Here is a 14,041-nt window from a genome sequence, read left to right on the forward strand (position 1 = left end):
ATAATGAGCAATAAAGCTATAATCTTTCAATAATTTTGATAGGTTACTTAACTTTAGATAGCGTTAAATCTAGCGCTAACAAAGAATTACAAGCCAAAAATCTGACTAAACATTAGCTTAAAATTGAAATCTACTTAGAAAGCATCGGCTGGAAATTAAAAAAGCACCCGAAGGTGCTTTTCTCTCTTATAGGCTGGTTGCAATCAAGACCACAAAGCTGAATAGCAACGAACCTAAAGATCTTTTACAATGTACATGAACTTCTTGCTCAAACCCTTGAGCATACGGCTCCAAGTTTTCCATAACTTTAACGCTCATTAAATGTACTACACTTGTTAATTTGCCTAATAAATTAACAAGAATAAATTAGCAAAAAGTCGTATATCTGGCTAGTGCAATTTTTCAACCAGATAGTTAATTTATGACAAAAAGTGGCAGTTCATTCAGAATAATTAAAAAGAAACCGTAAATGCACAAAACAAAAGTCTGTTGTAAAGAATCGCCATAAAAAAAGCCCACCAATCGTGAGCTTTTTTTATCTAATGATCTAAGAATTATTGGATCACAGTAATTTGAGTTGCTTGTGGTCCTTTCTTGCCTTCACCTAAAATAAATGAAACGCGTTGACCTTCTTTTAAAACTTTAAAGCCAGAGCTTTGAATTTCGCTGAAATGAGCAAAAACATCTTGTCCAGAATCTGCATGAATGAAGCCAAAACCTTTAGTTTCGTTAAACCACTTAACAGTACCAGTAACTGTATCAGACATATACTTAAACCTATATTTAAAAAATTGGGGCGCTTAGCAGCAAGCAACTTGGAATCATAAACTTTGAAAGGAAATCTGATAAAACGAAAGGTTTGTCTAAAACTACGAGATCAAAGATTTTCTGAATCAACAGTGTTATTCTTCTAGTCCGTTTAACTATACACGAATTTACATTTTTCACGCAATCTCTATCTCTTCTCATCAGCTGAAATAAGATTTTTCTACAGGAATTCTTACATTAACATGCAAACATCAATAAATTTTTATCTTAATATTCATACAATTAAATAACCATAAATTCCAAATCATGCTTTTTATATAATTTTTTAACATATTATTTCATTTAATTTTGCTTGGGGAAAAAATAAAAACTGAGACCAATTAAACAACTTTTCAAACCATTTTTTTAATCATAAAAAAAAGCCCACAGAGTGTGAGCTTTTTTTTCACTGGTCTAAAGTAATTAGATAACAGTAATTAGAGTTGCTTGTGGTCCTTTTTTACCTTGACCAAGAACAAACGAAACGCGTTGACCTTCATTCAATACTTTGAAGCCCTTGCTTTGGATTTCGCTGAAATGAGCAAAAACGTCTTCGCCAGAGTCAGCTTGAATAAAACCAAAACCTTTAGTTTCGTTGAACCACTTAACAGTACCAGTAACTGTATCAGACATACCTTTAAACCTTTTAAACTTTGTTCATTTATGAATTAAACCATAACTTTTACATTATGATTTAATACAATCTATCTGTATTAAATAGATACTACAAGTATGTGAACCATTTATGTCAATCGATAAAGTTGATTAACATCGGTATAGAAACTTTTCCCGTCTAGATTAAAGTCAATTTCCTGACCTGATTCCAACAGTACTTTCTTTCCTACTTCCACCCATTTAAAGCCGTTCAACGTATTTTGCTGACGCTTTAGCGGGATGATTCGCACACAAATCTCATTGCCATTTATGGCTTTGGCTACACGCCATTCATTAATAATTTTCAACACAAAATCACTCATTCCTGAGCTCAAGTGATCGATTTGGATTTACTATAACGCTAGATTAATTGAGAGAGGATAACTACAATTCTAGAATCTAATAATTTTTAGCTTTCTTTAGGGTTATTTCAGCTAACTTAATTGCTGCCTACTCTTTAAGATAACAACAATTCAATAATCACAGAGCTAATATTCAATTAACTTTTAAATTGGTAGCGGGAGCTGGATTTGAACCAACGACCTTCGGGTTATGAGCCCGACGAGCTACCAGACTGCTCCATCCCGCATCAACATTTGATCATCACATCTGATCAATGAGATGCTTTATACGCCCATCTCCCCCACAATGCAAATTTTTTTTATAAAAATCGCATATTTTCCTTACTAACGTCTAAATTAAGTACAAATTGCTCACTTTTCCTCCTTTTATATACTTCTATAGATTGCACTTAGATCATGCTTAAATTTTAGATTTTTTTAGTGTGATTTAATGAATCGTTCAATAAACCAACTATTTTCTTATAATTCAAAATAATACAAAAAAATTATGCAGTGAAAACCCCATTATGTAACAATATTGGCAATCTTTTCTTTTTATAGTGCTTCATGTCATTAATTATTGGTATTGACCCTGGTTCACGCTTAACAGGTTATGGAATTATCGAAAAAGATGGCAATAAGCTGCGGTTTGTTGATGCAGGAACCATTCGTACTGAAACACAAGGCATGCCCGAACGTTTAAAACGTATTTTTGCGGGTGTCGAACGTATTGTTAAATTTCATGGCCCGACGGAAGCAGCGGTCGAACAAGTGTTTATGGCACAAAACCCCGACTCTGCTTTAAAACTTGGTCAGGCACGCGGTGCTGCAATTGCGGCCTTGGTCAATCTGGACTTACAAGTTGCAGAATACACCGCTCGCCAGATTAAACAGTCGGTTGTCGGTTACGGCGCTGCAGATAAAGAACAAGTACAAATGATGGTCATGCGCCTACTCAATTTAACCATTAAGCCACAGGCCGATGCTGCCGATGCCCTTGCTGCTGCAATTTGTCATGCCCATGCTTCTGGGAGTATGAGCAAAATGGCAGTCTTAAATGCTTTAGGGGGTATGGCTCGTGGACGTAGTCGTGCCAGTACCAGACGACGTTAGGTTGATTGATTCACCACTGTATAAATCATTTTTCCCATTTCATGCGCTTGCAATCCTCACATACCCTTCTCAGCCAGCAGATCGCCTGCCTGCGCATGTAGGCTGACGATCTCATACAAAGCAATCAGTTGATGAAATTGAGCTTTTAAACTGGCAATCATGCCAGCCAATACATCGCCCATACCTCCTGTGCCCATTCCGGCATTACCCTGCGTACAGATAAATAATTGTTCTTCTAAAATTAAACTACCTGAGCCTTTTAACACCCATTGCCCTGCATATTTTTGTTGTAACTGATAAATTGCAGCAATGCGGTCTTGTTCTATATCCGCAGCAGTACACCCCAAGAGTGTTGCGGCCTCACCTGAATGTGGCGTTGCATAGAGATGCTGGTTTAATTGTTGCGGATGCTTGGCCAGAAACCACAAACCATCTGCATCAAGTACAACCTCTAAATGAGAGTTTTGCTTGAGTAAATCAAACCATTGCAAATATATCTGCTCTGCCCATTCATCTCGACCTAAGCCCATCCCAAAACAGACTGCATCCACCTGTGTTAATAGCTGTTGGATACCTTCTTGGTCTAAGCTATTAATATCACGCAGCATAATATTCGGTGAACGTGCCAAAATGGCTTGATGATGTTTGGCATGACAGACCACACTGACTTTGCCTGCCCCTGCATGGAAAGCAGCTTCAGCAGCCATAATGACTGCACCTCCCATCTCGGCATGTCCACCTACAACTAACACATGACCATAACTGCCTTTATGCCCAAAAGCCTGACGTTTTGGCAAAACGATTTTTTCGGGTGCCAGATAGGCAAGTGGTTCTAACTCTTGGTCAACTGGAATCAAACTCACCAAATATAGTTTTCCCACATATTGCTTGCCTTGGCCCGTAAACAGACCTGCCTTGTAGCCTAGAATCGTAAAGGTTTGATCGGCTTGTACTGCACAGGGCAACGTTTTTCCTGTATTGGCCTGTAAGCCACTCGGAATATCGATTGATACTTTTAAACCTGTTTGTAAATTATAAAGCTGGATAATCTCTTGCCACTTTTGATCAAGTGCTCGATTGAGGCCAATACCAAATAAGGCATCAATATGACAATCAAAAGTAGGGATTTCTTGGCGAACTGCGTTTTCTGACAGTAAATAATCAATGCTTTGAATATCGACTTGATGAGACTGCGCATAATCTGCGGCTTGTTTTAAATCTACTGATTGGCCGAGTTCTGTTGCAAACACAGTGATACTAAATCCCTGTTGCTTTAGAAACGCAGCAATATAATAGCCATCGCCAGCATTATTGCCTTGTCCGCACCAAACTGCGATATTCTGAATTTTATTTTGCTGGAATTGAGGAATTAACTGTTGGGAGATTGTCCAAGCGGCTTGCTGCATGAGCCCTAAAGATGAATTTTGCTGAGCAAACCAACGCTGCTCCCATGCTTGGATACTTTGGCTATGGTAAACTACAGTTTGCATGTTTTTCTCCTTATTATCGGTTTATGGCTTCAAGCACATCTTTTCAAACACAGTCCCAGAAAATGCCTGACAAAATCGAGCTACAGCAGCTTGATTCTCAAGCGTTGAAAGACTGGATCAAAGCACAGGCTTTAGACTTGGGCTTTGCTGATTGTGTCATTGCCAAACCAGATGCTCAAGATCAAATGCCACGTTTCAAAGAATATTTAGAACGCGGTTATCATGCAGATATGCACTATTTAGAAGAAAACTTGGAAAAGCGTGCTGATCCAACTTTGCTCGTTCCTGGTACAAAAAGCATTATTTGTGTGCGCATGAACTATCTTGTAGCATCACCGAAGCCCCGTTATGTACCATTTGAACCCAATTCTGCCATTATTGCGCGTTATGCACGTGGCCGTGATTACCATAAAGTCATGCGTGGACGTCTAAAGACTTTAGCGACTCGTATTAAAGAAAAAGTGGGCGATTTTGAATCTCGTCCTTTTGCTGATTCAGCCCCTATCTTTGAAAAATCATTGGCTGAAAGTGCGGGTATGGGATGGACGGGTAAACACACCTTACTGATCCATAAAAAATCAGGTTCTTTTTTTGTTTTAGGTGAACTGTTCACCTCTCTTGATCTGCCTTTTGATCAGCCTGCTACTGCACATTGTGGTTCATGTACAGCCTGTATCGACATCTGCCCAACACAGGCAATTGTTGAACCCTATATGCTAGATGCCAGAAAATGTATTGCGTATTTAACCATTGAATATAAAGGCATCATTCCTGAAGAATTAAGATCGGGTATCGGTAACCGTATTTTTGGTTGTGATGATTGTCAGTTGATTTGCCCTTGGAATAGCTTTGCAAAAAAGGCTTCAATTCCAGACTTTGACCCGAGACATAACTTGGATGACATCAGCTTATTAGAGATTTGGCAATGGGATGAGGCAACATTTCTTTCCAATACCGAAGGCAGTCCAATCCGCCGTACAGGCTACCAATCCTTTAAGCGTAATATTGCAATCGGCCTAGGAAATGCTCCATACTCAGCCGAGATCGTAACGCAATTGCAAGATGCAAAAACGCGGCACGACGAGATCGTCAATGTACATATTGATTGGGCAATTCAACAGCAATTGCAGCAAATAAAAGTACACTGAATAGAAAAATGATGTTTTTTGCCCTTTGGCTTTGGCACGATTTCTGTATGATGAATCTCAATGTCTGTAATCAATCATCATGGATATAACAATGACTTTACGTAATGACTGGACTCGTGATGAAATCCAAGCTTTATATGACCAACCTTTTCTAGACTTAGTATTTGAAGCCCAAGGTGTGCACCGTCAGCATTTCCAAGCGAATTCGATTCAGGTCAGCACATTACTTTCAATCAAAACAGGGAAATGTCCTGAAGACTGTAAGTACTGCTCGCAATCTGCTCGTTACGATTCTAAGTTAGAAGCAGAAAAGCGTATTGCTGTTGATAAAGTCATTCGTGAAGCACTTGCAGCAAAAGAATCGGGTTCATCGCGTTTCTGTATGGGCGCTGCTTGGCGTAACCCACATGAGCGTGATATGCCTTATGTGTTGGAAATGGTGCGTGAAGTCAAAGCATTGGGCCTAGAAACCTGTATGACTTTAGGGATGCTGAACCAGTCTCAAGCTGAACGCTTAAAAGATGCAGGTTTGGACTATTACAACCATAACCTAGATACATCTCGTGAATACTATTCACATATCATCAGCACACGTACTTTTGACGACCGTCTGGATACTTTAGATCATGTTCGCCAAGCAGGTATGAAAGTATGCAGCGGCGGTATTGTGGGATTAGGTGAAAGCCGTAATGACCGCATTGGTTTGTTACATGAGCTTGCAACTATGCCAGTACATCCAGAGTCAGTACCCATTAACATGTTGGTTCCAATCGAAGGTACGCCTTTGGCAAATGTTGAGAAATTAGATGTGACAGAATGGATTCGTACCATTGCGGTTGCACGTATCATCATGCCACACAGTTATATTCGCCTTTCAGCAGGTCGTGAGTCATTGAGCGATTCAGATCAAGCGCTTGCCTTTATGGCAGGTGCAAACTCACTCTTCTCTGGTGAAAAACTTCTTACCACCCCAAATGCGGGTGAAGGCAAAGATCAGGTCTTATTTGCCAAATTAGGTTTAACCGCAGAAAAACCAAAACCGACGGTTGCAGAACTCTCTGTCGATGCCATGAGTGCATAAACAAAAAAGCCTTGTCATCTGACAAGGCTTTTTTTATATATGATTAAATTGATGTCACCAAAATGCCGTATTTGGCATTTAAAAACATTCCAACACGAATAACATCAACACCTGCTGCATGTGTCACTGACAATTCCTGTGTATGTACATCAAAATGAAATGAATCAAAAATGTCTTGATGCTGCATCAGCCATAAAATGGTGTCAGTAATACTTTCATCTACTGTATAGGTTTCTGCCTTAAAATCTTTATTCATAACACTTTGTATATCTTCTATCGATCTTTTTATCATAACGGATCAACAGATTTAACGCAGCTTGTTAAAAAAACACTTAGTAAAGGATATTACTAAGTGTATAAACTCTTTATTTACTCTTAATGCTTAAGCCACTTGTGGACTTACAATGCTTTGACCTGCTTTTAAGCTTGCAACAGCTTTTGGGTTAAACTCTAGTGTTAGCACGTGATTATCTAAATGGACATGATAAGATTGGATCAATGACTGCTGCCCCTCATCCGTTTCAAGCACGTATTCATCTGCAATATTTAAAATACCTTCTAGATTAGTGGTACTTGAGGCACGATCATGACTGAATAAGTCATAAATCGTCTGCAAATTAAAGCTTGTCTGCTGTTCCGTCGGATGACTTTTTAAATGACTTTCTAGGAATAAAACAAACTTGTGTGCAAAGAAATAATAGTTCGGTTTGTGGGTATAAAGCATGTTCATTGAAAGCTCCTTTAACGGTGTTTTTTTCATCTAATCATGACTAAAAAACTAAGGATTTAACCTTAAAAATTTCTTAAAAGAACTTTGAGCTTTTTGTTAACAAGCTTAATAATCGAGCTAAAAACTTGATTATTCATCTAAATTATTCTTCAAATTATGCGAATAAAATCACATAAAAATATAACTCATGTTATTTTTTGATCAAAAAATAACCAAATGGGCCATTTTTTATAAAAGGAAAAAACAATCAGTCTTAAGCAATATTAAACAAACCAACTCATAAAGTAAGTTTCATCAAAAATAAAGCTTCTTCATATCAACAACTTATTTACGATCGGAAATTTAGATCAAAAATACCATAAAAATGTGATGCAGTTTGCAATTTTACAACCTACTGATATATATTTCGCACATTACTTGTTCAGCGCAAAAATCCAACTGAGAAGTAATTTTATTTCAAACTTTTAGCTGATGTATTCGAGAAACTATTATGAAGAAACTTGCTTTGATCGCTACTCTTTCAGTTGTAGGTATCGCTAACGCTCAAGCTGCTGACGGAACGATTACAATTAACGGTCTAGTAACAGACAAAACTTGTGACATCGTGACTCCAGCGGGTAAAGACTTTACTGTAACGCTTCCAACTGTTTCAAAACAAACACTTGCTAATGCAGGTGATGTTGCAGGTCGTACTCCATTCCAAATTAACTTAGGTAACTGCTCACAAGGTAAAGTTGCAACTTACTTCGAGCCAGGTGCAACTGTTGATTTCAATACTGGTCGTTTATTAAATCAAAACGCTGCTGGTGCTAAAAACGTTGATGTTCAATTATTGGGTAACAACAACCAAGTAATTCCTGTTCTTGCTGCTGGTAGCAATGGTGCTCAAACTAACTCTCAATGGGTTGACGTTGTAGAAGGCGGTAAAGCTGACCTTAACTACTATGCTGAATACTATGCAACTGGTGCTTCTACTGCTGGTGAAGTAAACACTTCAGTTCAGTACACTATTATTTATCAATAATCTATTGATAAACTATGCGGATTTCTAGTTAACTAGAAATCCGCAGTTGTAAACTTCACGCAATCATAGAGTAAATTTTAATGGCACTGAACGGTTACAATTTTTTGCTTGGTCTAACGATGTCTTCGGCTTTAATCGCAAGTCAAACACATGCAGAAATTATCTTGCATGGTACTCGCGTTATTTATCCATCTGACGCTCGTGAAGTGACTTTGCAAGTCAGTAACAATGGTTCTAAGCCATCGCTTGTTCAGGCATGGATTGATGAAGGTGATGCTAAAACCACACCGGATCAAGCTAAAGTTCCATTCATGATTACTCCCCCGATTTCGCGTGTAGAGCCAACGAAGAGCCAATCTCTTCGTATTACTGCATTACCTAATGCAGCTCAATTAAATCAAAAGCAAGAAACTGTTTTTTGGTTGAATGTTTTAGATATTCCACCAAGACCAACAGCAAACAGTAAAGATGCTGTTCCTGATAATTTTTTACAGCTTGCAATCCGTTCACGTATCAAGTTTTTCTATCGCCCAGCAAGCATTAAAGCCGATGCCAATCTCGCTGGTGAAAAATTGCAGTGGGCTAAAAGTGGACAAACACTCATTGTAAAAAATCCAACGCCGTTTCACGTCACTATGACTGCGGTGTATCAACAAAATGCAGGAAAGCCAGTTGACCTATTACCTAAAGGTCTAATGCTGTCACCTTTTTCAGAGGACAAAATCCAATTGAAAACAGGCAGTACTGAAAAGCTTAGTTATGTAAGCATCAATGATTACGGTGGTCGTATCGAACACCAGATCAAGCTTCAATAACAAATTTATTTTCAATCAATAAATGATTTTGTACCTATCATTGAATAGGCGAACGGATTATGTCAAAGAAAAATGCAACAGCTAAATTCTTGAAGCGTCGTATATGTTATTACCTTACTTCTGGGGTAATCACAGTAACGATGCCTATGGCTGTTTATGCAGTAGAAGAGACAGCAGAAAAAGCCCCACCAATGGAAGCAGAATTCGACTCTGTTTTCTTAATCGGTGACGCACAAAAAGTAGATATTTCTCGTTTTAAATATGGGAACCCAGTTTTGCCGGGTGAATATAACGTTGATGTTTATATCAATGGTAACTGGTTTGGCAAAAGAAGAATGATGTTCCGTTCGACAGAACAAAATAAAAATGCCTCTACCTGTTTCACATCAAGCTCATTGCTTGAATATGGCGTAAAACAAGATGTGCTTGTGAACCGCACAGAATCTAATGCACCAAATGCATGTTACAAAATCGAAGAATGGATCGAAAACGCTTATTATGATTTCGATACGTCTCGTTTACGTGTCGATATTTCAATCCCGCAAATTGCCCTGCAAAAAAATGCGCAAGGTTATGTTGATCCGAGTATTTGGGATCGTGGTGTCAATGCTGGATTTTTATCTTATAGCGGTAGTGCCTATAAAACATTTAACCGCTTAAATGACAATAAAGAAACCACCAATGCCTTTATGGCGATTACTGCTGGCGCCAATATTGCGGGTTGGCAACTTCGCCACAATGGTCAGTGGCAGTGGCAAGATGGTTCGCAAAGCGAGCTAGATTCAACGAACAAAAAGAAATCGACTTACGAATCTACCAGTACTTATTTACAGCGTGCATTCCCGCAGTACCGAGGTGTTTTAACCTTGGGTGATAGCTTTACCAATGGTGAATTATTTGATTCCTTCGGTTATCGAGGTTTAGATTTTTCAAGCGATGACCGCATGCTGCCGAACAGTATGCTTGGCTATGCACCGCGTATTCGTGGTAATGCAAAAACCAACGCCAAAGTTGAAGTTCGCCAACAAGGTCAGTTGATTTATCAAACCACAGTTGCACCAGGTAGCTTTGAGATTAATGACCTCTACCCTACAGGTTTTGGTGGTGAGCTTGAAGTTTCGATTATTGAGTCGAATGGTGAAATTCAAAAGCTTGCCGTTCCTTATGCATCTGTCGTGCAAATGCTACGTCCTGGATTAAGCCGCTACTCAGTCACTGCCGGTGAATTCCGCGACCGTGATATTGATTTAACGCCTTGGGTAACACAAGGTAAATATCAACGCGGTCTGAATAACTATTTGACTGGCTATACGGGCTTTCAATTAGCTGAAGACTATAGTTCTTTATTATTAGGTGCCGCTGTTGCAACACCAATTGGTGCGGTTTCTTTTGACGTGACTCAATCGAATGCTGATTTTGACAAACAAGGCTCGCAATCAGGACAAAGTTTTCGCTTGAGTTACAGCAAGCTCATTTCACCGACCAATACTAACCTGACGTTAGCAGCCTATCGTTATTCGACAGAAAACTATTTAAAGTTACGTGATGCTGTTTTAATCCGGGACCTAGAAGATAAAGGTGTGAATACCTTTGCCGTAGGTAAGCAACGTAGTGAATTCCAGATTACCCTGAACCAAAGTTTACCCGAAGGCTGGGGTAATATTTATATGGTGGGTTCTTGGAACGATTATTGGAATCGTAATGAAACGAGTCGTCAATATCAGGTCGGTTATAGTAATCACTATCAAGGGTTAACTTACGGTCTTTCAGCGACCAATCGTCAACTCCAATACGGTTCAAATAATCAAACACGTGATACTGAATATTTGATGACGCTCTCTTTCCCGATGAATTTCAGAAAGAGTGCCGTCAATGTCAATGCAACCGCATCTGAAAACAGTCGTACAGTTGGTATGAGCGGTATGGTGGGTGATCGTTTCAACTACGGTGCATCGGTATCTCACCAAGATAGACAAAACCCAAGCTTCAACGTTAACAGCCGCTATCGAACTAATTTTGCTACAGTTGGTGGTTCTTATAGTATTGCTGATTCATATCAACAAGCGATGCTCAGTGTCAGCGGTAGTATTGTTGCACATGATAAAGGCATCTTGTTTGGCCCAGAACAAGGTCAAACCATGGTACTGGTTTATGCACCAGATGCTGCGGGCGCCAAAGTCAATAATACCGTTGGCCTCAGTGTGAATAAATCAGGTTATGCTGTTATTCCATATGTAACACCATACCGTTTAAATGACATCACGCTTGATCCCCAAGAAATGTCGACCAATGTAGAATTGGAAGAAACCAGTCAACGTATCGCGCCTTTTGCGGGTGCGATTGCTAAAGTTGATTTCTCGACCAAGAAAGGTTACGCCATTTACATCAACACCAAAACTGCCACAGGTGAAGGCTTGCCATTCGCGGCACAAGTATTTAATGCCAAAGATGAATCTGTTGGTATTGTTGCGCAAGGTAGTATGGTGTATTTACGTACTCAAGAGCCTAAAGGCGATTTGTATGTAAAATGGGGCGATGAAGCCAATGAACAGTGCCACTTCAGTTATGATGTTACAGCACAACTTTCTAACGATCAGCAAAGCATGATCATGACTGAGGCAGAATGCAAATGAAAAAATTACTCTTAAATAGTGTTTTGCTTACCGCAGGTCTCGGTATTTATAATGAAGCAAATGCGGCATGCCGTGTGTACAATTATAACGAAAATGATGTGAAGATGTCAGTTGGTCGAGTCGTCGTTCGTCCAAGTGATGAAGTTGGAAAGGTTCTACGTAAAGCCACTTTTGCAATTAGTGATAAAGGTACTAGAGCGGACAATTGTGATTCAAGTGATCGGCTAATTGCAGAACTTAATCAAGGTTATCCCTTAAGCGCTTTAGGGAATAGTATTTATACTACCAATATCCAAGGCATTGGTATTCGTCTTTATCGTGAAGCTGAAAATGCAAGTAATTTCTCTGGTTACTATCCTTATACACGCGGTGGCTTAAGACCTAGAACAAACTACTTTTTATCCTCAGGATATTTTGTGGTTGAAATTGTTAAAATTGCAGAACAAACTGGATCGGGTGCCCTAGTGCCTGGACAATATAGTAGTTATTATGTTCAAGGGTATCCTACACGTCCTTTTCTAACTAGTACAGTACTTGCTAATGCTATTACCATTGCATCTTCTTCTTGTGAATTACAAGGTAATATTAATAAAGTGGTTCAACTACCTACTGTGATGAAATCAGGCTTTAGTGGAGTGGGTTCAACCCAAGGGGAGCAAGCTTTCGACTTAAATATCTTATGTAATGGTGGTAAAAACCCAACGGGATATGAAGAGAAGAACCAAATCAGTTTAGATTTTGACTTCCCACAAGATGGTACCAACAATCAAGTAATGACCAATACCGCACCAAACTCAACAAAAGCCAATGGTGTTGGTGTGCAACTACTTTGGAAATATCAAAATAAAAATCAGGTGATTCGTAAGGGTGACAAATTGGATGTAGGCTCGATTAGCTCAAACCAAACCGTACAATACAACATTCCGTTATCTGCTCGCTATTATCAAACAGCAACCAATGTCACTGCAGGTACAGTTCGTGCTATGGCGACTGTAACCATTCAATACGATTAAACGCTTTATAAGACCTCTTCCCAAACGAGAGGTCTTTTTTTATAAAATCCAAAACAGAATACTTCTAAGCTATTATTTTTTAAAATTATTAATTTAAAACCGTATCTCTTATTTTTGATAATAAACCAGAGGAACAATCAATGAAAAAAATGAGTATATGTGCACTTAGCCTAGCCTTGCTCGGCTGTGGTGACAATCAGAATAGTTCGCAAAACAATACCAGCACTCAATCAACATCAGCAGCACCTTCAAGTTTTAGCTTACGTAGTTCTAGCCAACCACAAGCTTGTCAGTATAACTTTGATGCAACACAGCAAGATTATGATGATTTATGGAACAATCAAAATTCAGACTATCTGATTGGTGTATTTCCGACAATTAATGGACAAAAGTTTAGCTTCACTGTTACTCCACCTTATTTTACAGACCATTACCCTGAAGAAAATATAACTTTGAACTATTTTGACTTCTTGTCAGTAAGTAAGAAAAGATTACAAACATCAAGCGGTAATGAAGGATTTCGCCCCCCATTTCTAGATAGTTCGGGTGATTTATCTTTACCTAATAAAGGGATTCTTGCCTTAGAAATGCAAATAGACATTCCAGCAGCCCCACTTAACGGTGGTTACTATGGTGAACCTCGTTCATCATATTTTACAGATATCAATTTCAGTGGTGAAACCGATAATGGCTATATCGTAAAATCCCTCTATTCGTTTGCAGCAGGCAGTGCTGATCCAGATTTTGGTGAGAATCCTCCCTTTGTATTATTTACCCTCGATTATCAAAATAGCGATAATACAGAGTATAGCTCAGCCGCTTATTACTACAGTAAATTGACAGATTACCAAAGTAAATATCATCGATTAGGTGTTTATATTAACCAAAATACCAAACAGGTCGGTTTTATTGTCAATGGTGTTGATCAGGGATACCAAGGAACGATACCTGCCCCATTGAAAAATATAGGTTTTGATATTCGTAACTGGGTCGGTTCGGATAAAGATGGAACATTCTCTGACAAACTCGCAGGGTTAGAGTTTTCATCTGAGCTGATCACCGACCGTAATGCGCTGCAATTCAGCTATCCACAAGGGACAACAGACATCTGTGGTAATGTAATTTAACCCTGATCAAGTCAAAAAGCCTAATCATAAGATTAGGCTTTTTTATATTCTGTAAAACTAGCTAA

The 14,041-nt window shown here is 38.9% G+C and carries 14 protein-coding genes and 1 tRNA gene; 8 read left to right on the plus strand and 7 right to left on the minus strand.

From position 1 onward, the window contains the following. Positions 1-554: 554 nt before the first annotated feature. The 4 genes from F907_RS06250 to F907_RS06235 all read right to left on the minus strand — a co-directional run bounded on the left by F907_RS06250 (position 555) and on the right by F907_RS06235 (position 2,050). The gene (locus F907_RS06250; protein ID WP_004653102.1) at positions 555-767 is read right to left on the minus strand and encodes a cold-shock protein; all 213 of its coding nucleotides are present in this window, start codon (positions 765-767) and stop codon (positions 555-557) included. A 463-nt stretch (positions 768-1,230) separates the two neighbouring features. Beyond that, positions 1,231-1,440: a cold-shock protein gene (locus tag F907_RS06245; protein WP_004653101.1), complete on the minus strand. Its 210-nt coding sequence runs from the start codon at positions 1,438-1,440 to the stop codon at positions 1,231-1,233. Positions 1,441-1,550: 110 nt separating this feature from the next. Further along, positions 1,551-1,784, minus strand: a complete 234-nt coding sequence (locus F907_RS06240) for a hypothetical protein (protein WP_005271082.1) — start codon at positions 1,782-1,784, stop codon at positions 1,551-1,553. A 189-nt stretch (positions 1,785-1,973) separates the two neighbouring features. Further along, positions 1,974-2,050: transfer RNA gene (locus F907_RS06235), tRNA-Met, on the minus strand. Positions 2,051-2,369: 319 nt separating this feature from the next. Here F907_RS06235 and ruvC point away from each other — a divergent pair. After that, positions 2,370-2,915, plus strand: coding sequence for a crossover junction endodeoxyribonuclease RuvC (ruvC, locus tag F907_RS06230; RefSeq protein ID WP_005241027.1), 546 nt, complete (start codon positions 2,370-2,372; stop codon positions 2,913-2,915). Between the two features lie 56 nt (positions 2,916-2,971). Here ruvC and F907_RS06225 read toward each other — a convergent pair whose 3' ends face one another. Continuing rightward, positions 2,972-4,405 carry a bifunctional ADP-dependent NAD(P)H-hydrate dehydratase/NAD(P)H-hydrate epimerase gene (locus tag F907_RS06225; RefSeq protein WP_016652617.1) on the minus strand — a complete coding sequence of 478 codons (1,434 nt, stop codon included), beginning with the start codon at positions 4,403-4,405 and terminating at the stop codon, positions 2,972-2,974. 23 nt (positions 4,406-4,428) lie between these two features. On the opposite strand from F907_RS06225, the gene queG reads away from it, so the two are divergent. Together queG and bioB are read left to right on the plus strand one after the other, a co-directional pair. Beyond that, positions 4,429-5,553, plus strand: a complete 1,125-nt coding sequence (queG, locus tag F907_RS06220) for a tRNA epoxyqueuosine(34) reductase QueG (protein WP_032862222.1) — start codon at positions 4,429-4,431, stop codon at positions 5,551-5,553. A 91-nt stretch (positions 5,554-5,644) separates the two neighbouring features. Continuing rightward, positions 5,645-6,634: a biotin synthase BioB gene (bioB, locus tag F907_RS06215; protein WP_005271090.1), complete on the plus strand. Its 990-nt coding sequence runs from the start codon at positions 5,645-5,647 to the stop codon at positions 6,632-6,634. A gap of 43 nt (positions 6,635-6,677) precedes the next feature. Here the strand turns inward: bioB and F907_RS06210 are convergent, their stop codons facing one another. Both F907_RS06210 and F907_RS06205 read right to left on the minus strand, forming a co-directional pair. Further along, entirely contained in the window at positions 6,678-6,890 is a 213-nt protein-coding gene (locus F907_RS06210; protein ID WP_016652619.1) for a hypothetical protein, read from the minus strand. Between the two features lie 126 nt (positions 6,891-7,016). Beyond that, entirely contained in the window at positions 7,017-7,364 is a 348-nt protein-coding gene (locus F907_RS06205; protein WP_016652620.1) for a hypothetical protein, read from the minus strand. Positions 7,365-7,854: 490 nt separating this feature from the next. Here F907_RS06205 and F907_RS06200 point away from each other — a divergent pair, with 490 nt between their 5' ends. From F907_RS06200 to F907_RS06180, 5 genes are all read left to right on the plus strand, one after another. Next, positions 7,855-8,388, plus strand: coding sequence for a fimbrial protein (locus tag F907_RS06200; RefSeq protein ID WP_016652621.1), 534 nt, complete (start codon positions 7,855-7,857; stop codon positions 8,386-8,388). Positions 8,389-8,468: 80 nt separating this feature from the next. Then, the gene (locus F907_RS06195) at positions 8,469-9,203 is read left to right on the plus strand and encodes a fimbrial biogenesis chaperone (RefSeq protein WP_016652622.1); all 735 of its coding nucleotides are present in this window, start codon (positions 8,469-8,471) and stop codon (positions 9,201-9,203) included. Positions 9,204-9,262: 59 nt separating this feature from the next. Further along, complete coding sequence (locus F907_RS06190; protein ID WP_016652623.1) at positions 9,263-11,836, plus strand: fimbria/pilus outer membrane usher protein; 2,574 nt, start codon at positions 9,263-9,265, stop codon at positions 11,834-11,836. Then, positions 11,833-12,849, plus strand: coding sequence for a fimbrial protein (locus F907_RS06185; protein ID WP_016652624.1), 1,017 nt, complete (start codon positions 11,833-11,835; stop codon positions 12,847-12,849). Before F907_RS06190 ends, F907_RS06185 begins: the two co-directional genes overlap by 4 nt. 140 nt (positions 12,850-12,989) lie before the next feature. Further along, complete coding sequence (locus tag F907_RS06180) at positions 12,990-13,976, plus strand: DUF4882 family protein (RefSeq protein ID WP_016652625.1); 987 nt, start codon at positions 12,990-12,992, stop codon at positions 13,974-13,976. The last annotated feature ends 65 nt before the right edge of the window (positions 13,977-14,041 follow it).

Origin of the sequence: Acinetobacter colistiniresistens (assembly GCF_000413935.1) — a bacterium.
In the GTDB taxonomy this organism is placed as follows: domain Bacteria; phylum Pseudomonadota; class Gammaproteobacteria; order Pseudomonadales; family Moraxellaceae; genus Acinetobacter; species Acinetobacter colistiniresistens.